The sequence below is a fragment of the Hyphobacterium sp. genome (genome assembly GCF_965217055.1).
Classification (GTDB): Bacteria; Pseudomonadota; Alphaproteobacteria; order Caulobacterales; family Maricaulaceae; genus Hyphobacterium.
Map to the genome: position 1 here is coordinate 2,249,161 of NZ_OZ244227.1, position 17,986 is coordinate 2,267,146.

The 17,986-nt window shown below is 62.4% G+C and carries 19 protein-coding genes and 2 tRNA genes; 11 read left to right on the forward strand and 10 right to left on the reverse strand.

The window, feature by feature from the left end:
- Entirely contained in the window at window positions 1–732 is a 732-nt protein-coding gene (locus tag ACOOFN_RS11155; RefSeq protein ID WP_420431465.1) for a TlyA family RNA methyltransferase, read from the forward strand.
- A 10-nt stretch (window positions 733–742) separates the two neighbouring features.
- Here the strand turns inward: ACOOFN_RS11155 and ACOOFN_RS11160 are convergent, their stop codons facing one another.
- From ACOOFN_RS11160 to ACOOFN_RS11170, 3 genes are all read right to left on the reverse strand, one after another.
- On the reverse strand, window positions 743–1,441 hold the full coding sequence (locus ACOOFN_RS11160) for a hypothetical protein (RefSeq protein WP_420431467.1): 699 nt from the start codon (window positions 1,439–1,441) through the stop codon (window positions 743–745).
- A 135-nt stretch (window positions 1,442–1,576) separates the two neighbouring features.
- Entirely contained in the window at window positions 1,577–1,912 is a 336-nt protein-coding gene (locus tag ACOOFN_RS11165) for a hypothetical protein (RefSeq protein WP_420431469.1), read from the reverse strand.
- Window positions 1,913–2,088: 176 nt separating this feature from the next.
- Window positions 2,089–2,367, reverse strand: a complete 279-nt coding sequence (locus ACOOFN_RS11170) for a hypothetical protein (protein ID WP_420431471.1) — start codon at window positions 2,365–2,367, stop codon at window positions 2,089–2,091.
- Here ACOOFN_RS11170 and ACOOFN_RS11175 point away from each other — a divergent pair.
- Window positions 2,348–2,983 carry a hypothetical protein gene (locus tag ACOOFN_RS11175; protein ID WP_420431473.1) on the forward strand — a complete coding sequence of 212 codons (636 nt, stop codon included), beginning with the start codon at window positions 2,348–2,350 and terminating at the stop codon, window positions 2,981–2,983. The genes ACOOFN_RS11170 and ACOOFN_RS11175 overlap by 20 nt on opposite strands.
- Before the next feature lie 96 nt (window positions 2,984–3,079).
- Here the strand turns inward: ACOOFN_RS11175 and aroC are convergent, their stop codons facing one another.
- Together aroC and ACOOFN_RS11185 are read right to left on the reverse strand one after the other, a co-directional pair.
- Window positions 3,080–4,168, reverse strand: coding sequence for a chorismate synthase (gene aroC, locus ACOOFN_RS11180; RefSeq protein WP_420431475.1), 1,089 nt, complete (start codon window positions 4,166–4,168; stop codon window positions 3,080–3,082).
- 50 nt (window positions 4,169–4,218) lie between these two features.
- Window positions 4,219–4,716, reverse strand: a complete 498-nt coding sequence (locus ACOOFN_RS11185; RefSeq protein ID WP_420431477.1) for a hypothetical protein — start codon at window positions 4,714–4,716, stop codon at window positions 4,219–4,221.
- Between the two features lie 80 nt (window positions 4,717–4,796).
- On the opposite strand from ACOOFN_RS11185, the gene pdxH reads away from it, so the two are divergent.
- Window positions 4,797–5,462 (forward strand): pyridoxamine 5'-phosphate oxidase, encoded by a 666-nt coding sequence (pdxH, locus tag ACOOFN_RS11190; RefSeq protein ID WP_420431479.1) that lies wholly within the window; start codon window positions 4,797–4,799, stop codon window positions 5,460–5,462.
- Here the strand turns inward: pdxH and ACOOFN_RS11195 are convergent.
- On the reverse strand, window positions 5,453–6,379 hold the full coding sequence (locus tag ACOOFN_RS11195; protein WP_420431481.1) for a hypothetical protein: 927 nt from the start codon (window positions 6,377–6,379) through the stop codon (window positions 5,453–5,455). The genes pdxH and ACOOFN_RS11195 overlap by 10 nt on opposite strands.
- Window positions 6,380–6,479: 100 nt before the next feature.
- Between ACOOFN_RS11195 and ACOOFN_RS11200 the strand changes: the two genes are divergently transcribed.
- From ACOOFN_RS11200 to ACOOFN_RS11210, 3 genes are read left to right on the forward strand one after another with little or no spacing between them, the layout of a single operon-like run.
- Entirely contained in the window at window positions 6,480–6,650 is a 171-nt protein-coding gene (locus tag ACOOFN_RS11200; protein WP_420431483.1) for a hypothetical protein, read from the forward strand.
- 54 nt (window positions 6,651–6,704) lie between these two features.
- Complete coding sequence (locus ACOOFN_RS11205) at window positions 6,705–7,637, forward strand: ABC transporter permease (RefSeq protein ID WP_420431485.1); 933 nt, start codon at window positions 6,705–6,707, stop codon at window positions 7,635–7,637.
- Window positions 7,634–8,539, forward strand: coding sequence for an ABC transporter permease (locus tag ACOOFN_RS11210; RefSeq protein WP_420431487.1), 906 nt, complete (start codon window positions 7,634–7,636; stop codon window positions 8,537–8,539). The genes ACOOFN_RS11205 and ACOOFN_RS11210 overlap by 4 nt, the downstream gene beginning before the upstream one ends.
- Here the strand turns inward: ACOOFN_RS11210 and ACOOFN_RS11215 are convergent, their stop codons facing one another.
- Entirely contained in the window at window positions 8,540–9,343 is an 804-nt protein-coding gene (locus ACOOFN_RS11215) for a hypothetical protein (protein ID WP_420431489.1), read from the reverse strand.
- 37 nt (window positions 9,344–9,380) lie between these two features.
- Window positions 9,381–10,043 (reverse strand): hypothetical protein, encoded by a 663-nt coding sequence (locus ACOOFN_RS11220; RefSeq protein WP_420431491.1) that lies wholly within the window; start codon window positions 10,041–10,043, stop codon window positions 9,381–9,383.
- Between the two features lie 128 nt (window positions 10,044–10,171).
- On the opposite strand from ACOOFN_RS11220, the gene ACOOFN_RS11225 reads away from it, so the two are divergent.
- Both ACOOFN_RS11225 and ACOOFN_RS11230 read left to right on the forward strand, forming a co-directional pair.
- Window positions 10,172–11,824, forward strand: coding sequence for a peptide ABC transporter substrate-binding protein (locus ACOOFN_RS11225; protein WP_420431493.1), 1,653 nt, complete (start codon window positions 10,172–10,174; stop codon window positions 11,822–11,824).
- A 70-nt stretch (window positions 11,825–11,894) separates the two neighbouring features.
- Window positions 11,895–13,076, forward strand: coding sequence for a DUF3667 domain-containing protein (locus ACOOFN_RS11230; RefSeq protein ID WP_420431495.1), 1,182 nt, complete (start codon window positions 11,895–11,897; stop codon window positions 13,074–13,076).
- Here ACOOFN_RS11230 and sppA read toward each other — a convergent pair whose 3' ends face one another.
- Window positions 13,077–14,858, reverse strand: coding sequence for a signal peptide peptidase SppA (gene sppA / locus ACOOFN_RS11235; RefSeq protein ID WP_420431497.1), 1,782 nt, complete (start codon window positions 14,856–14,858; stop codon window positions 13,077–13,079).
- 143 nt (window positions 14,859–15,001) lie between these two features.
- A tRNA-Pro gene (locus ACOOFN_RS11240) sits at window positions 15,002–15,078 on the reverse strand.
- A gap of 121 nt (window positions 15,079–15,199) precedes the next feature.
- On the opposite strand from ACOOFN_RS11240, the gene ACOOFN_RS11245 reads away from it, so the two are divergent.
- From ACOOFN_RS11245 to ACOOFN_RS11255, 3 genes are all read left to right on the forward strand, one after another.
- Window positions 15,200–15,275: transfer RNA gene (locus ACOOFN_RS11245), tRNA-Gln, on the forward strand.
- A gap of 504 nt (window positions 15,276–15,779) precedes the next feature.
- Window positions 15,780–16,550: a DUF3450 domain-containing protein gene (locus ACOOFN_RS11250; protein ID WP_420431499.1), complete on the forward strand. Its 771-nt coding sequence runs from the start codon at window positions 15,780–15,782 to the stop codon at window positions 16,548–16,550.
- Window positions 16,551–16,574: 24 nt separating this feature from the next.
- Window positions 16,575–17,978 carry a MotA/TolQ/ExbB proton channel family protein gene (locus tag ACOOFN_RS11255; protein WP_420431501.1) on the forward strand — a complete coding sequence of 468 codons (1,404 nt, stop codon included), beginning with the start codon at window positions 16,575–16,577 and terminating at the stop codon, window positions 17,976–17,978.
- The last annotated feature ends 8 nt before the right edge of the window (window positions 17,979–17,986 follow it).

Here is a 17,986-nt window from a genome sequence, read left to right on the forward strand (position 1 = left end):
GTGAGCAAGCAGCGGCTCGACGTTCATCTCGTCGAACATTGTGGATTTGAAAGTCGTGCGCGCGCCCGGCAGGCGATCGAAGCGGGCCTGGTTCGCGTTAACGGCTGCATCGCCTCGAAAGCGTCGCTGGCCGTCACGCCCGACACCGACATTGTGGCCGAAGCGCTGCACCCCTATGTCAGTCGCGCAGCGCTCAAGCTGAAAGGCGCACTCGAAGGGTTCGACGTCGACATTTCAGGCAAGGACTGCCTTGATATCGGCGCGTCAACGGGAGGGTTTGTCGAGATCCTGCTCGAGGCCGGGGCGCAGCGCGTCGTCGCCGTTGATGTTGGCAGCGGCCAACTGCATTCGCGACTGAAGGATGATCCCCGCGTGATCTCGCTGGAGGGTCAAGACGCCCGCGAACTGACCGCCGGACGGGCCGGCCAACCGGCAATCATCACCTGCGATGCAAGTTTCATCGGTCTCGCCAAGGTGATCGACCGGCCATTGTCGCTGGCCGCAGCTAGCTGCGACCTGATCGCGCTGTTCAAGCCGCAGTTCGAAGTGGGACAGAAAGCTGTCGGGAAGGGCGGGATCGTGAAAGACAACGCCGCCCTGCAGGCGGCGCTGGAAAGATTCCGGATCTGGCTCAATGGCCGGTATGGCTTCGAGGTGCGCGGGGTCGCCGACAGTCCGATTGCGGGTGCGGACGGAAATCGCGAATTCCTCATCCACGCCCGCAAGGGCTGACGCAATCCGCCTACTGGGCGGCGCGCCAGATGCCGTCGAGTCCCTGGCACATGTACACGTCATTTGCCGTGACCGTGCCGTACTGATTCTGGCTGCGCGTTGTCATCCACCGGCAATTGTCCGTTTGCGGCGAAGACGTTTGGTAGACACGCGTCCCGGTCGCCGGCGCGCCTGCAAGACCGTCATTGCCATAGTAGACCCGGTTGGTCTCCGGCTGGCGGTAATAGGGGTCGTTGCCGTAGCCCACTTGGCTGTTGCGATCGTCATAATACGGATCCTGGTAGCCATAATCGTCGCCATAGTAACCGGCGTCGCGATGACGGTAGTCCGGTTGGCAGGGCTGGCCGCCGGCGACACCGGCGCCGACCAATGCCCCGATACCGGCCCCCGCAACAACTGCAACATCATTGTCGTGACGCTGGTTGTAGCGGGGATGACGACCGCGGTGATAGCCGCGTCCGCCACGGCCATGATAACCCCGATATCCATGATGACGGCCGCGATAATTGTCGCGATCATCAAATTCATCCTCGATCTCGGCACCGATTACACCGCCAAGAATTGCGCCGACGATCGCACCGGCGACCTGGCGCCCCTGGCGATTGGACTCGCAATCGGCTTGCGACGTGTACTGGTTCTGCGCCTGGGCAGCCGGCACAAGCGCGGCCACGGCAGCGGCGGAAACGAGGAGGGTGCGAAGACCGATCATGGTATTTCTCCGTTCTCTTGGCCGGACATCACCGGCGTTCGATCCATACTTATGCCAGATGCGATGAGCCGTGCATGAACAAAAAAAACCGGCTCCCGTTCAGGAACCGGTTTTCTGTTTGCCTGTCAGTGGTTTCTACTGGCGGTGCGCCACCTGCCACCGGCCGTAGCGATCGCGGCACATGCGGACCTCGTCGATGACAAAACTGCCATCGGGCATGTAGATCTCTGCATCGCCCCAGCGGCAACGACGGCCTCCGTAATCGTAGTAGTCACGGGCGATCACCACACCGCGCACGCCGGTATACGGGTTGTGCCAGTAATACGGGCTGCCATGGGTGAAGGAATAGCTGGCCGCGTAGTGCAGCTGACCCCGGTCGCAATCGTTCAGCGCGGCCCCGATTCCGGCCCCGAAGAAGCCACCAATAACCACGCCTGCTGCATCGTCATCGGCTACAGCCGCCCCGAACAATGCTCCGAGAATCGCCCCGGCAAGAACCTGATCGCCATTGGCGCGGCAACCGCGGTCATAATACCGGTAGTCATACCGATTATACCCGTTGTCATAATATCGCGTGTGATAGCGCCAGGATGTGCGCGCGGGGACGCGATAGCTGCGGTAATAGCGGCGCGCGTCGTGCCGGCCGTTTACATAGCCCCGGCGATACGCCCCGTAGCGATTTGCGCGCGTAGTGCGGCGCCCGTCGCGATACCCATTGCGATAACCACCACGGTGGCCATCACGATATCCGTTGTGACGCGCTTGGCGGGCGTCGCGTCCGCCGCGATATCCATCGCCGCGTCCACCATGTCCACCGCGATATCCATCGCCGCGTCCACCATGTCCACCGCGATATCCATCGCCGCGTCCACCATGTCCACCGCGATATCCATCGCCGCGTCCACCATGTCCGCCGCGATATCCATCGCCGCGGCCGCCGCGTCCGCCGCGGGCACCCTGGCCATCGCCGCCCCCGCGGCCACCACGAGCGCCGCGTCCGTCACCGCCGCGGCCACCGCGGCCGCCCCGGGATTCGAAATCACGGGTATTGCCCTGGCGAACGCCGCGGTTCTCATTCGGCAAGGCCGGCAAGGTGCGACGTCCACCGCCGGCACCCGCGCCATTGCCGCGACCACCACGACCGCCGCGGGCGCCATCGCCGCGGCCGCCCTGGCCGCCACGAGCACCGTCGCCGCGGCCGCCCTGGCCGCCACGAGCACCGTCGCCGCGGCCACCACGGCCACCGCGAGCACCGTCGCCGCGGCCACCTCGGCCACCGCGAGCACCATCGCTGCGGCCGCCTCGGCCGCCACGGGCACCATCACCGCGGCCACCGCCATTATTGCGGGCACCGCGATTTTGACGCTGGTCGACTTGGGCTCTGGCCATGTCGCGCCGGTCTTGCAGATTCGCGCCTGCGAGCTGGTCTTCCGCCTGTTGGACAGCCGCTTCGGCCTGCGGTGCGTCAATCACCGAGACGAGGGATATGACAAGGCTGGACGCAGCGACCAGGCAGGAATTCTTGAGTGTGAGCATGGATAGCTTCTCCTATCGGGATAGCCGCGAAGCGCGACCCATTGCAACAAGGTTAACGAAGCCGCCATGACGCTAACATGAACGCATGGTTCAGGTAACCGCTCAGCCGATCTGGCCGCGGTGCCGCAGATACTGGTCGGCGAGGGTCAGGGCCATCATCGCCTCGGCGACGGGAACGGCTCGGATGCCGACACAGGGGTCGTGACGACCTCGCGTCTCGATCGTGGTCTCGTTGAAATCACGGTCGAGTGTGCGTCGCTCGACGCGGATGGACGAGGTCGGCTTGATGGCGATTCGCATAACGATGTCCTGACCCGTACTTATCCCCCCAAGCACGCCGCCATTGTGGTTGGATAAAAATTCCGGCCCGTCAGCGCCCGCGCGCATTTCATCGGCCGCGTCTTCACCGCGCATCGCCGCGGCGGCGAACCCGGCGCCGATCTCGACCCCCTTGGCGGCCGGTATCGACATCATGGCGCCGGCGAGCTCGGCATCGAGCTTGCCATAGACCGGTTCGCCCCAGCCGGCCGGAAGGCCGCTGGCGCAGACCTCGACGATGGCGCCGGTCGAGGAGCCGTCGCGGCGGAGCTGGTCGAGATGACCCTCCCACGTGCCCACAATGCCCGGATCCGGCGAAAACAGCGGATTGCGGTCGATCTCGGCGTCGGACCAGGCGTCCCGGTCGATGGCGAGATCACCGATCTGGACCAGTGCCCCCCGAATACGGACAGCGTCGCCGAGCACCTGGCGCGCGACGGCGCCGGCGGCGACCCGCGCCGCGGTCTCGCGCGCAGACGAGCGCCCGCCGCCGCGGTAGTCGCGCAAGCCGTATTTGGCGTCATATGTGTAGTCGGCATGGCCCGGCCGCCATTTGTCACGGATGGCATCATAATCCTTCGAGCGCGCGTCCCGGTTTTCGATCATCAGCGAGATCGGCGCGCCGGTGGTCACCGGACCTCCGGTGCGGTCGTCCTCGAACACGCCCGACAGGATTCGCACCTGGTCGGGCTCCTGGCGCGGCGAGACATGGCGGCTGGACCCTGGCCGCCGCCGGTCGAGCCAGGGCTGGATCAGGGCCTCGGAAAGCGGGATTCCGGGCGGGCAACCGTCGACGATGGCCCCGAGGGCCGGGCCGTGGCTCTCGCCCCAAGTTGTCACCCTGAACATTTTTCCGAACGAATTGTGAGACATGAACCGGCTCCCGAACCCAGGCGGCAACCTAGATCACGATAAAAGCGGCGTCACGCTGCCGATCGCGCCTTGCGCAGCCAGCGTGCGAACCGGGCGGCCGGTGCCGCCGCGGCGAATTCGGAAACGAAGGCCTGCAGCCCGGAGGCCGGGCTAACAGATTCCGGCTCACCCGGCGCCGGGTTCACCCGGATCCTGGCCCGGAGCGCCGGATCTCCTACAGCAGCAATCGTGTCACCGGTTCGTGCATTTTCGGGAATCCTGAATACGGCCATACGTCCGCCGACCCGGATGGTCCGGGTTGCGGCGGTGGAGATTTCGCCGGGGTCCAGTTCAATATCGATGGATTTCGGGGCCACCTGTTCGAGATGCCGCACCGCGCGGATGATCCGCGCGAGTTCGGCAAGCGCCTCGCCGCTGGCTTCTCCGGTGTCGGGATGCAATGCGACAGCGCGCTTCCGGAAAGCCGATTTGGCCTGTTCCAGGCTGGCGCCGGCATCGAGGCCGAGAGCCGCCAATGCCGCGCAGGTATCGGGATCATCCGCCCACATGAGTTGAAACCTAATGTGAGGAGGGTTCCCGATTGGTTGACGCGGGCAAACCCTCTATATGCGGTCGAGAGGAGATCGCGATGAGCGCCAAGAAGGACCAGATTCCGCCGACGCCGAGCGCCGAGGACTATCAAGCCGCCGCAGAGGCCAATGCGTCCGAGATCTTCGACAAGCAGAACCCGTTCGCCCTGTTCGGCGAGTGGCTGGCAGATGCCCGAGGCAAGGAAGTCAACGATCCCAACGCCATGGCGCTGGCGACCGCGGACAAGAACGGTCTGCCGGACGTGCGTATGGTCCTGCTCAAGGATTTCGATGAAGACGGATTTGTCTTCTACACCAATCTGGAAAGCGCCAAGGGATGTCAGCTTGCGGACAATCCGAAGGCAGCGCTCTGCTTCCACTGGAAATCGCTGCGCCGGCAGGTGAGGGTGCGCGGCACGATCCATCCGGTCGAGCCTTCAGAGGCCGACGCCTATTTCGCGAGCCGGGCCCGCGACAGCCGAATCGGCGCGTGGGCCTCGAAGCAGTCGCGGCCTCTGGAAAGCCGGTTCGCGCTCGAGAAGGCGGTGGCCAAGGAGGCGGCGCGATTCGGTCTCGGCGACGTGCCGCGGCCCGATTTCTGGTCCGGCTTCCGGCTGGCGCCCTCGCATTTCGAATTCTGGCGGGACCGGCCTTTCCGCCTGCATGACCGGTTGGTGTTCGACCGTCACGACGGGAAGTGGACGACCCAGCGGCTCTATCCCTGAGCGCGCGAGCGCACGAAAGCCTGCAGGGCCGATGCAACGCGTGAGGTCGCCTTGAGCTTGTCCTTGAGCGGCAGGGCGATGGGCGGGTCGATATTCGTCTTGTTGACGTCGACGACGTAGATCCGACCGTCATTGCGGTCGCGGAGCACGTCGAGCGCCCCCCATTCGAGTCCCATGCGCGCCGCAAATTCGATCAGCCGGTCCAGCTCTTCTTGCGAGAACGCTTCGCTGGTTTCGACCAGATTGACTTCGCAATTGATGTTGGTGAAACGGCGGCCGATCTTGCGCTTCTTGATGAAAAGCAGCGGCATTTCCCGACCGACGATGACGCAGCGATAGTCCGCGACCTGGTCTTCACCGCAACGATTGTCGATCAGGCGCTGATAGGCGCGTCCTTCAGCCTTGCCGGTCGGAGCATGCAATACGCGCCCGTCATGGGCGCCGTTGATCTCGGATTTTTCAACCACCGGCCCGACGTATTTCGCCGGATCGACGCTGATTTCATAACCGAATGTCTGCTCGAAAATCCGCGCGACATGGGTCTTGGAGACATCACAACATGCGAAATTCATGTGCGCAGCGGTCGACGGCAATGCCGGCAGGGCGGCGACGGTCTTGTCCTCGAAATAGATGGTCAGATCGGCACGGTCTTCATGGCGCACCACGCGCCCGCCGATCGCATGGGTGCAGGCCCAGATGAAATACCAGGGACGCGGGCGATGGGGTGTAAAGGCGATCTGGGGGCCTTTTCGGCGGAGCGACAGGATGCGCCAGACTTCCATGCAGAAATAGAAGATCAGCCAGTTCAGGCAGACCGCGATGAATTTGCGTCGCAAGGGAAGCTGGTGACCGGTGCTTTTCACGGAGACTACTCCGTCGCGATAAGCCCAGTCCGACCACCAAAAGGCGCTATTCATGACTGACGTCCATCCCTGCCGCCCAAACCCCGAGCACACACAATTGTGATTAACGGTCCAAGCCTTGCGTGGGAAGCCCTGAAACGAGCAGGACTGTATCATGCCGGTATGGATCACGACCCTAAATTTTCTTTCGGCGCGGCTCAGACGCGCCGTGTTCATCTTGCTGACGCTGGCCGCTGTGCAAGCAGCGCCGAATGTCCTGGCGATTGATGAATCGGCGAGTGATCTGCGCTCCGACCGCCCCACACTGCGCCGGGCTATTGATTGACTTCGCAGTGCACCGCATGAACTGTGGTTCAGAACCACCAGGGTCGTTGTGTAAATGCTCGGATACATCGCCCGGCGAATTCTAATCGCCGTCCCCACAATACTGGTGATTATCACGGTCGCATTCTTCATGATGCGGGCGGCGCCGGGTGGCCCGTTCGATCTTGAACGGCCGATGCCGGAAGAGGTTCGCCAGAACATTCTCGAGCATTTCGGGTTCGACCGGCCGCTGCACGAGCAGTATTTTTCCTATCTAGGCGGATTGACGCAGGCCGATCTGGGCCCGTCATTGCGTTTCCGTGACAAGACCGTTTCCGACATCATCGTCGAAGGATTCCCGGTCAGCGCGACGATTGGCGCGCTTTCGATTCTCCTGGCGCTTTTCGTGGGATCCATAATGGGATCCCTGGCCGCCTTGAGACAGAACAAGGCGACGGATTTTGCCGTCATGGGCTTTGCCATGGGCGGGATCACCATACCGCCCTTCGTGATGGGCCCGATCCTGGCGCTCGTCTTCGGCCTCTATCTCGGCTGGCTGCCCATGGGCGGACTCGATCCGCGCCTGGGGATGACGCCGGAACGGCTGGTGCTGCCGGTGGTCACGCTGGCCCTTCCGCAGATCGCGATCGTGTCGCGGTTGATGCGCGCCAGCATGATCGAGGTGCTGCGCTCCAATTATATCCGCACGGCCCGTGCAAAGGGACTGTCCGGCCCGGCTGTCCTGTTCCGCCATGCCTTGCGCGCGGCAATTCTTCCGCTTGTGAGTTATATCGGACCGGCTTCGGCTGCGCTGGTCACCGGTTCGATCGTGATCGAACAGGTCTTCCAGTTGCCGGGTATCGGACGGCAATTCGTGATGGCAGCCCTGCAGCGTGACTACACAGTGGTGATGGGCGTCGTGATTCTTTACGCTTCGCTGATCATCCTGCTGAACCTGCTGGCCGACCTGATGTATGCAACGCTTAACCCGCGGGTGAAGTTCGAGTGAATACGACCATCGGATCCAAGCTGAACGCGGAAGCGCTCGAAACAGTCGCCGTCGAAGGACGCTCGCTGTGGGATGATGCGCTGGCCCGGCTGCTGCGCAACAAGGCCGCGGTCGGCAGCATGATCGTGCTCGGTCTACTTGTTTTGATCGCAATCGTCGGCCCGTTCGTATGGCCGCATTCTCACGAGACGATCTACCGCGATCGGGTGTGGCTCGCGCCGACGCTTGAGAACTGGCATATCTTCGGCACCGATGCGCAAGGCCGCGATTTGTTCGCGCGGACGCTGATCGGGCTGGGCGTCTCGTTGATGGTGGGTGTTGTCGCCTCGATGGTCTCGCTGGTCATCGGCGTGTTCTGGGGTGCAACGGCCGGCTTCGTCGGCGGGCGCGTTGACCAGGTGATGATGCGTATTGTCGACGTTCTGTACTCGCTGCCCTTCATCTTCTTCGTGATCATCCTGATGGTCGTGTTCGGCCGCAATATCATCCTGATCTTCGTGGCGATCGGGGCGGTCGAGTGGCTGACCATGGCGCGGATCGTGCGCGGACAGACCATCGCCATCAAGAACATGGAATTCGTCGAAGCGGCACAGGCCGCCGGTGTCTCGCGCCTGTCGACGATCCGCCGCCATATCATCCCGAATGTGCTGGGTCCGGTGATCGTCTATGTGACGCTGACCATTCCGGTGGTGATCCTGGCCGAGAGCTTTTTGAGCTTCCTTGGCCTGGGCGTTCAGGAGCCGTTGACGTCGCTGGGCCGGCTGATTGCCTATGGCGCGCAGGACATGCAGATCGCGACCTGGACGCTGATGATCCCGGCCGCAACCATGATGCTGACGCTGTTCTGCTTCAACTTCATCGGCGATGGCGTTCGTGACGCCATCGACCCGAAGGACCGCTGATCAGCGCTCGCGACGGACGCGCAGGGCGCGGCCGGTGCCATTGATCTGCAGAAAATAGCTGTCCATTGCGGCGCGGCGGATCTCTGCAAACAATTCGCCGTCGTCATTGTAGCGGAAGCGGTCGGTTCCGGACTGAACCCAGACCTGGCCGTTGGTCATGTAGAAGCGGTGGCGGCCATAGGCGACCTCGCGGATACGTTCGATCTCCATGACGATGCGTTCGACGCCGCCCTCCTGATCGCGTTCCACGACCTGTACGCCATTGATCGGCTCGCTGTCTGCGGGGCGGGTGTTGGTCTCGCTGCCGCCACCGAACAGGCCGAGACGCGGCATACGCGAGAACACGCCACCACCCTGGTCCTCATTCTCATTCCCGGCGATCGCGACATCCGGCTCCGGATTGTCGTTGCGGGTGTTCAGGTTCGCCCTTGCCTCGGGCGGATTGGTATCGCTGGTTTCAGCGCTGGCCATCCGCTCCGGCGTGGTCCCGGGATCGAGCGGGTCAGGGCTGTTCGAGCCGCCGCGAAACAGTGACAGGCTGAGGCCCGGCATGCTCGGCAGATCGAAACCGAATGAATCGCGCTCCACGGCTTCAATATCTTCGCGGTAAACCGTGACGAGCCCATTGTCGCGTTCGCCTGACAAGCGCGCAGCGGCGGCGTCGAAACAGGCGAGGCGTGCGGCTTCTTCGGCGATCTGCTGGCAAACGAGGATGTCGTCGATGGGATCTGTGGATTGCGCCATAGCCGGTGCGGCGAGCGCCGCGTTCAACGCGAAGACCGATGTCAGACAGATATTCTTCATGGTGTTTTCCCTTGGTGGCAGAAGAACCGCCCGATCCCTATTGCGCGCGCCGGGCCCGGAACCAGCGACCGCGATCATTGAGCTGCATCATGTGCGATCCGAGCGCGGCGCTGCGCACGGCTACCGTCATCTCGGTGAAAGGCTGACGGCGTGAATACAGAACGCGGGTGTCGTCGATCTGACGCCAGACCTGGCCGTTCTGGAGCGTGATGATCATGCGGTCATACGCGTCCCGGTCGATATCCTGTACGGCGAGCCCCTCGATCAGCGTGATTTCACCCGCTTCATTGCGTTCGACGCGTCGCGTACCGGATGCGGCGGCCGCCGTGTTCGTGGCTGTCGATCCGGTGGTTGCCGTGCCGGCCGCTGACGCGGCATCTGCCAGATCGGAGGAGGCATTGCCTGCCATGGATGGCAGCCGGACGGACGGCAAGCGCGGCAGGCGAAATTGCGGAATGGCGAGCCCGTAGGTGGCTTCTTCGGCGGCCTCGATTTCAGAGCGCTCGACGGCAACAAGTTCGCCGGTATTGGCCGACCGGTACAGCGTTTCGACCTGTGCATCGAGGCAGGCAAGACGCTCGGTGTCGTTTTCGATCGCGCGGCAATCGAAAAGCGGGGAGAGCGGTGAATCGGACCCTTGCGCCAGGGTCGGTGCGGAAGCCAGCGCTGAAAATAGGATGGCCAGTAATCGGGTGTTCATGGTTAACTTGCTATCCGTTGACGAGTTTCGCAGACTATGCGTGAGCGTCGTGACGCTGTCGACCGTGTGACGCAACATCTTGTGAAGAGTTTTAGACTGACCGATCGGGAACGGAGAGGGTCCTGACCATGCTTAGAAATACCAGATTCCAAACCGCGCTGCTGATGGCAGCCTCGACCCTGGCGCTCGCAGCCTGCGGCGGGGGAGGAGACGTTGATTCCAACAGCGTCGTCCTGCACCGGGGCAATAGCGCCGAACCGCTGACCCTCGATCCGCACAAGGCCAGCGGCACGTGGGAAAACAACATCATTGGCGACATGTTCATCGGTCTGTTCACCGACGATCCCAATGGTGCGCCAATCCCTGGCATGGCCGAGAGCTGGTCCGTCAGCGAGGACGGGCTGACCTGGAGGTTCGAATTGCGGGACGCGGTGTGGTCCGACGGCGAGCCGGTCACGGCCAACGATTTCGAATATGCCTTCCAGCGCATTCTCAATCCCGCGACCCTCGCGCAGTACGCATCGCTGCTTTACCCGATCGAGAACGCACAGGCCGTGAATGCCGGTGAAATGCCGCCGGAAGCGGTCGGCGTCGAAGCGATCGACGACAACACGCTGGAAATCCGGCTGGAGAACCCGGCGCCCTATCTGCCGGGCCTGCTGACCCATTACACGACCTTCCCGGTGCCGAGCCATGTCGTCGAGCAATTCGGCGATCAGTGGATCCAGCCGCGGAATATCCAGGTGAACGGCCCGTACCGGCTGGTGCAATGGTCGACCAACAATTTCGTGCATGTCGAGCGCAATGAGCGCTTCTACGACAATGAAAATGTCTGCGTCGATGAAGTCTTCTACTATCCGACAGTGGATGCGGCCGCCGGTGTGCGCCGGGTTCAGAATGGCGAGCTCCATCTGAACAACGAGTTTCCGGGCCAGCACATCGCCCGGCTGCGGCGCGAGATGGGGGATTATGTGCGGGTTCACCCGTATATGGGCACCGTCTATTTTTCCATCAACAACGAGCACGAACCGTTTGCCGACACGCGGGTTCGCAACGCGCTCGGCATGGCCGTAAACCGCGAATTCCTCGCCGAAGAGATCTATCGTGACGGGCGGTCTGCGGCCTATTCCCTGGTGCCGCCGGACGTGGCCAACTATGCCGGCGGTGTGGAAGCCGCGTGGTCCGACCTGTCGATGGAAGAGCGCCGTGAGCGCGCGCGCGAACTGCTGATGGAAGCCGGCTATGGCCCGGACAATCCGTTGGAGTTCGAATACTCGCACCGCTCGACCGGTGACAATCCGCGGATCGCGCCCGTCGTCCAGCAGGACTGGGAGAGCATTGCCGACTGGGTGAATGTCGACATCGTCCAGATCGAGACCCAGATCCATTATGAAAACCTGCGTTCGGCCGATTACCAGGTCGGCGATGGCGGCTGGATCGCGGATTACAATGATCCGTACAATTTCCTCTTCCTCGCGGAAGAGCGCTCGATCCCGATGAATTACTCGCGCTATCGGAATCCGGAATACGACGATCTCGTCGCCCGCGCGAACCAGGAGCTGGACATGGAAATCCGTGCCAGCATGCTGGCCGAGGCGGAACAGATGATGATCGACGACATGCCGATCATCCCGGTGGTCTTCTATGTGAACCGGGCGGTCGTGAGCCCCGAGGTGACCGGCTGGGAAGACAATATCGTCCACATTCACCGCACGCGTTTCATGTGTCTTGAAGGCGCGGACGGCGAAGCGGGCAGTGCGGGCACGTCGTCTGCCGAATAGACTTCAGCCAAGATGTTCTTGCGGCCCTCTCCCTGCGGCGTAGATTGCGTCGCAGGGGGAGGGCTTTTTCATGTCGGATCCAGTTTCCGATGCGGTGATCGCTGATGCGGCTGGCAGCGAGGCCAGCGCAGCGCAACGCGCATCGCGTTCCCGGTTCGGATCGGATACGGGTGGACAGTGCAGCAATTGCGGGACGCCGCTGAAAGGCCGGATCTGTCACAGCTGCGGCCAGAATTCCGACAGTTTTCACCGTCCCGTCTGGTCGCTTCTCTGGGAGGTTCTCGACGGGTTGATCGGCCTCGACGGTCGCCTCTGGCGGACCTTGCCGGCGCTGATGTTCCGTCCGGGCTATCTCACGCGGAAATACCTGGAAGGGGTGCGCGCCCGCTACGTCCAGCCCTTCCGCCTCTACTTGTTCGCCAGTGTCGTGTTTTTCCTGATTGTCGGGCTCGGAAATTCCAGCATCGATGACGCCTTTATCGGCCAGCCCGTGCTCTCCGAGGAGGACCGCGCGGTGCTCGAGGAACAGCTCGACGAGATCGCGGCGGAGAGTCCCGAAGCCTCGGTTGAGATCCAGCGTGTCATTGACCAGTTGACGCAGGACGAGGCCGAGCCGGGCAATCCCGCAGACATCACGCTTGACGATGCCCTCACAAGCGAAGACCTGCGTGCCGAGATGCGGGATAATGTGCGGCGGCAATTGCTGCCGGAATACTATCCCGACGCGGATTCGCCGGAATCTTCAGACGTCGTCGTGGGAGATCCCGGCGATCTCCAGGTCTCGTTCGAAACCGGTGGCCTGGACGGGCTGCCGCTCGCGGCCCGGGAGCGGCTTGCCCGGCAGCTGGAACGGGTGATCGACGATCCCGACCTGCTGTTCGGTGCGATGCAGCGCTGGCTGCCGCGATTGCTGTTTGTATTGCTGCCGATCTATGCGCTGATCCTGGCGGTCGGACAGGTCTGGCGGCGCGGCTTCTATTTCTACGACCATCTGATCGTGTCGCTGCACCTGCACGCCTTCCTGTTCGTGCTGTTCATCCTGCTGCAACCGGTCGGTTACCTGGTCGGCGGATTGCCGTTCATGATCTTCTTTATCTGGAGCAACTATTACCTCTACCGCATCCACCGGGTGGTCTATGAACACGGTCGGTTCATGTCGGTAATCAGGACCCTGACCCTCGACATCACCTATCTTGTGGTGCTTGTGCTGGCCAGCGTCGTTCTTGTGTTCGTCGGCCTGTTATTTGCCTGACTAGCGTGGTTGCACTGCCGGGGAGCGGAGTTCCTGTCCGGATTGCGCGGCTTGCCGCGCCTCGATCAATGCCTGCATTTCCGGCGCATTCATGAGCGCGTTGAGCTGGGCGAGCGACTGCGCGGATTCCGCGGAAACCCCGAACAGCTCCTGAAACGCTTCGAACGGCGATCGTTCGCGCGGAAAGCGCTGGATCGAAATCGACTGACCGGCTTCGATTCCCGCCAGACGCCGGGCCGCTTCGACGGCTTCCATGAAGCCGCCGATCTCGTCGACCAGGTCCCGTTCGAGCGCCTGTTCCCCGGTCCAGACCCGCCCGCGTGCAATATCTGCCACCTGTTCGCTCGACAAATCGCGGCCTTCGGCCACGCGCTGGGTGAAGTCCTCGTAGATATTGCCAAGTTCGGCATTGATGGCGGCGCGCTGACTCTCCGTCCAGCTTTCGTTGGGCGAATAGGCGCCGGCGAACTCGCCGCCGACCGCGACCTGCTCGAAGTTTATCCCGACCAGGCCGAAAGCACCGTCCAGATTGATCTTGCCGCCATAGACGCCGATCGATCCGGTAATCGTGGTGGCATTCGCAACGATGTGGTCGGCCGGTGCAGCAATGTAATAGCCGCCTGATGCGGCCGCTGCGCCCATGCTGACGACCACGGGGATGCCGTCATCCTGGGCGCGGCGAATCGCGTCCCAGATCTGATCGGAGGCGATCGAAGAACCGCCCGGTGAGTCGACGCGGACGACTATTGCGCGGGTGCCGCTTGCCTCGGCGGCATCGGTGATGGCCTCGGCCATGGCATCGCCCCCGATCATCGGATCACCGCCGAATGGTGAGGACACACCGCGGCCGGTCACGATGGCGCCCTGGCCTTCAACCAACGCAATCCGCGGACCGTATGAATTGAGCGCACCGCTATGCCGGTAATCTTCCAGCTCTGCAATCGTGGCATCGCCGCCTGCGCGTTCGATGACCGCGGCCCGCGCCGCAGCGACATGACCGAGTTCGTCAACGAGCCCCGCCTCGCGTGCAGATTCAGCACTGTGCGGCGCGCTTTCGATGAGTGATTGCAGGCTGGCCGCATCGATGGAGCGGCCGGACGCAGCATTGGCGATCGCGGTGTCGTAGATCGATCCGAAATAGGAGAGCGTCGCTTCCAGGTGTTCAGGCGTGAAACCTTCTTCGGTGTAGACGTTCGGGGCGTTCTTGTATTCCAGATACTGGATGAAATCGGCTTCGATCTCGAACCGATCGAGCGCTCCGCCGAAGAAGCCGATTTCTCCGGCCAGGCCGGCGGTGGCGAAGCTCGCCGTATCCTGCAGCCAGATTTCATCAGCGCTGGCGATGGCGAGATAGGTCGTGACCGAGGTCGAATTGAACCCCTGGGAGTGCGCAATGACCGGACGGCCGGATTCGCGGAATGCCGCGATCGCCCGGTTCAATTCCTCGGCGTGAGCCGGTGCCATGCCAAATTCGTTGGCGCGAATGAACACGCCCGCGACGCGGTCATCGCGCGATGCGCGATCCAGCAAGCGGACAACGTCGACGATGGAGGCGGGTTCGGTAAAAGCGAAAGGTGATCGCGATGGCTGGTCGAGACGGCCTTCGCGCAGGTCGATCTCCAGCACCAGCCGGCCCGAGGGGAGTCCGCCTGCGTCTTCCGCTTCAGCGCTCAACGCACCGATCAGCGCGCCAAGCGCAACGAAAAGCAGGATCAATGTCAGCACCGATCCGATGATCACGCCGACGATCGAGCCGAACAGGGTGATGAAGAACTGTTTCATGGGAGTGTCCCGAATTGCACATGTTGAATGTCATCATGCGCATATCGTGCCGTTTTAGGCGAGGGAAAGACACCATGTGCATCCCGCGTCATTGACGCGGGTCGCCTGCAAGCAGCGGTAAAAGGCAGTGAGGCGGAACTGAATGGTCGGAGTAGCAAGATTCGAACTTGCGACCCCCGCCTCCCGAAGACGGTGCTCTACCAGGCTGAGCTATACTCCGACCGGAGCGCGGGCTTATAACCACATCATTCGCGGGATTCAATCACTACAGCATCAGCCCGTTGCATCATCTGCAGTGAGCCGCTATCTAGCGCCTCCGCCGGGCCGATGATCGGTTCTGTTGGGGCGTAGCTTAGTTGGTAAAGCAGCGGTTTTTGGTACCGAAGAGCGGAGGTTCGAGCCCTCCCGCCCCAGCCATTTCCTCCCGCCATCGATATTTGGCCGCCCGAGCGGGCCGGTTTCCGCTTTTGGTGGCTGGCCGGAGTCTCTTCCGAGAACAAATTATTGTGATGCGCGACCAGCATGCCGGATTGCACGGCGGGACGAGGCCGCAGTTCGCCTTACGAGACAATGCAGAGCGATCCATTCCCGGCACAGGCGAGAAAATGGCAGTTATGTGCGCTTGGAACCGCAATCCACCAGAGTCTGTCTATTGATTGACGCGCGGCACTTCGTTAGCGTCGTCCATTAAGAAGGCGTAATTCGCCGAACGAGACGGAAGGAAAACTTCCGCGAAGCGAGGGGAAGGGGTCGAGACGAGTTTCTTCCCAACTTCTATGGAATCTGCAGGTTCGGGCCGGCGTGCTAGCCGTCCGGCCTCAGAACAAGCAGGGGCTATACCGGTGCGGGGGCACCGGAAAGCACAGATAGTCAGTCAGGCGTGGCGGTTCTCAACCCGCGCCGTTCAATGTGAGGCGAGACATGGCGAACTTGAATAAATGGCTTCGCACTTCAGTCGCAGCAGCGGTGTTTTCCGTTGGGGTGGCCGGTATTGCGGATGCGCAAATCCAGCAAGCGCTGAATACGGGTGCGCAATCTACGCAAGAAGGTGCCAGCACCCAAAGGCAGATTGATCAGCTCGATGATGACCGCACCAATGCGGAACTCGAATACCGGGCGCTTCTGCAGCAGATCGAAAGCCAGCGGCTCTACGTCGCGCAGCAGGAAGTGTTCATTCAGTCGCAGCAGAACGAAATCGATTCGCTGCAGCTGCAGATCGACAGCGTCGGAAACATCCAGCGCGACCTGATCCCGATGTTGCGGGAAATGGTCGACGGTCTGCGCCAGTTCGTCGAACTGGACCTTCCGTTCCAACATGAGGAGCGGCTGGACCAGGTGGATGAGCTCTACGACCTGATCGACGATCCGGAAGTTTCGGCGGCCGAGAAATACCGCGTCATTCTGAACCGTTACGAGATCGAGGCCTCTTATGGCCGGGGTCTGCGGACGTATTCCGAATCAACCATCGAGAACGATGCGGATGTCACGTTCGAATATCTGCAGATCGGTCGCGCTGCGCTGATCCGCCAGAATCCGGATGACAGCCTTTCCATGCTGTATCGCGGTGCGTCCGACTGGGTCGACGTTCCCTCGAGCCATGCCAACGACGTGAACCGCGCTTTCCGTATCGCGCGCGAAGTGACGACGCCGGAAGTGTTCACCGTGCCGCTGCCCGGCTCGGAAGACCAGTAGTTCGGCCCTGACGGAGACATTGCGATGAAACTCAATCTCAAGACAATTGCGGCAGCGGCCATCCTCGGGGTCGCCACTGTCGGAAGCGCCATGGCGCAAGGCGCGCCGGCTTCCAGCATCAACGAGCTGCTGGGCCGACTGCGTTCAGACGTCCGCGAGGCGTCCCAGGAAAACCAGCAACGCCTGCAGGAATTCCGCCAGGAGCGGAACCGGCAGACGTCCCTGCTGGCTGGTGCCCGTTCCACGCTGGCCGGGCTCGAAGCCCAGGCCGACAGCCTGGAGGCACAATTTGCCAACAACCAGATCCGGATCGACGAGCTGGCCGAAGAACTGCGCACTGCGCAGGGCGAATTCGGCGAGCTGTTCGGTGTCGCCCGCCAGACGGCCGGCGAATTCGGATCGCTGATCGAAGGATCGCTGGCGAGTGCCCAGCATCCGGGCCGTGCAGCGCCGCTGCTGGAACTGGCTAATAGCCGGGTCCTGCCGACGCGGACCGAGCTCGATACGATCTACCGGTCGATCACGGAAGAAATGATCTACCAGGGCGAGATCGCGTCGTTCGACGCCACGGTCGCCGACCTCAATTGCGGTGGCGAGTATGATGTCACCCGTGTCGGTGTGTTCGTGTCCTACGCCATGTGCGGCGGGAATGCGTCGTTCACCCGTTGGGCGCTGCCGGAAAATCCGGTCGGCGATGCCAATTATGTGCTGACGGCGCTGCCGTCGCAGCCTCCGGGCAATATCCTCGGTGCTGCTGTCGCGCTGTACAATGCCGAACCGGGCGAAATCGTTTCCGGTCCGGTCGACCCGTCGCGTGGCGGCCTGTTGCTGGTCTATCGTGACATTCCGGATCTCGGTCAGCGTATCGAGCAAGGCCGGATCGTCGGTAAGATCATCCTCGGCCTGCTGGCCGTGTCGGTCGCTTTCGGCCTGTTCCGCCTGCTGATGCTGGTTCTCGAATCGATGGCCGTGTCCGGTCAGAAGCGCCGCTCGACCCCGTCGAAAGGCAATTCGCTGGGCCGTGTGATGCTGGCCTATGAATCGGTTAAGGATCACAATGAGGAAGTCATCGAGATGAAGCTGGACGAGGCGATCCTGCGGGAAACGCCGAAGCTGGAATTCGGGCTCAACTTCCTGAAGCTTGCGGCCGGTATTGCTCCGCTGCTGGGTCTTCTGGGTACGGTGACCGGCATGATCCGGACCTTCACCCAGATCACGCTCTTCGGTACGGGTGATCCGCGCATCATGGCCGGTGGTATCTCGGAAGCCCTGGTCACCACGGTGCTCGGTCTTATTTCCGCCATTCCGCTGTTGTTCCTTCACAGCTTCGCATCGAGCTTCGCGCGCGGTGTTCAGCAGACGCTGGAAGAACAGGCGGCAGGTATCGTCGCCCGTCACGCAGAAGAGCGCGCTGGCCGGTCAGCTTAAGGGGAGGT

Bases quoted from the DNA above. Each gene is read 5' to 3' on its own strand.
- ACOOFN_RS11160 (WP_420431467.1), bottom strand. From the start codon at position 1,441: ATGATCGGTCTTCGCACCCTCCTCGTTTCCGCCGCTGCCGTGGCCGCG.
- ACOOFN_RS11175 (WP_420431473.1), top strand. From the start codon at position 2,348: ATGTCCGCCGCGATATCCATCGCCGCGGCCGCCGCGTCCGCCGCGGGC.
- ACOOFN_RS11170 (WP_420431471.1), bottom strand. From the start codon at position 2,367: ATGGATATCGCGGCGGACATGGTGGACGCGGCGATGGATATCGCGGTG.
- aroC (WP_420431475.1), bottom strand. From the start codon at position 4,168: ATGTCTCACAATTCGTTCGGAAAAATGTTCAGGGTGACAACTTGGGGC.
- ACOOFN_RS11185 (WP_420431477.1), bottom strand. From the start codon at position 4,716: ATGTGGGCGGATGATCCCGATACCTGCGCGGCATTGGCGGCTCTCGGC.
- pdxH (WP_420431479.1), top strand. From the start codon at position 4,797: ATGAGCGCCAAGAAGGACCAGATTCCGCCGACGCCGAGCGCCGAGGAC.
- ACOOFN_RS11195 (WP_420431481.1), bottom strand. From the start codon at position 6,379: ATGAATAGCGCCTTTTGGTGGTCGGACTGGGCTTATCGCGACGGAGTA.
- ACOOFN_RS11200 (WP_420431483.1), top strand. From the start codon at position 6,480: ATGCCGGTATGGATCACGACCCTAAATTTTCTTTCGGCGCGGCTCAGA.
- ACOOFN_RS11205 (WP_420431485.1), top strand. From the start codon at position 6,705: ATGCTCGGATACATCGCCCGGCGAATTCTAATCGCCGTCCCCACAATA.
- ACOOFN_RS11215 (WP_420431489.1), bottom strand. From the start codon at position 9,343: ATGAAGAATATCTGTCTGACATCGGTCTTCGCGTTGAACGCGGCGCTC.
- ACOOFN_RS11220 (WP_420431491.1), bottom strand. From the start codon at position 10,043: ATGAACACCCGATTACTGGCCATCCTATTTTCAGCGCTGGCTTCCGCA.
- ACOOFN_RS11225 (WP_420431493.1), top strand. From the start codon at position 10,172: ATGCTTAGAAATACCAGATTCCAAACCGCGCTGCTGATGGCAGCCTCG.
- ACOOFN_RS11230 (WP_420431495.1), top strand. From the start codon at position 11,895: ATGTCGGATCCAGTTTCCGATGCGGTGATCGCTGATGCGGCTGGCAGC.
- sppA (WP_420431497.1), bottom strand. From the start codon at position 14,858: ATGAAACAGTTCTTCATCACCCTGTTCGGCTCGATCGTCGGCGTGATC.
- ACOOFN_RS11250 (WP_420431499.1), top strand. From the start codon at position 15,780: ATGGCGAACTTGAATAAATGGCTTCGCACTTCAGTCGCAGCAGCGGTG.
- ACOOFN_RS11255 (WP_420431501.1), top strand. From the start codon at position 16,575: ATGAAACTCAATCTCAAGACAATTGCGGCAGCGGCCATCCTCGGGGTC.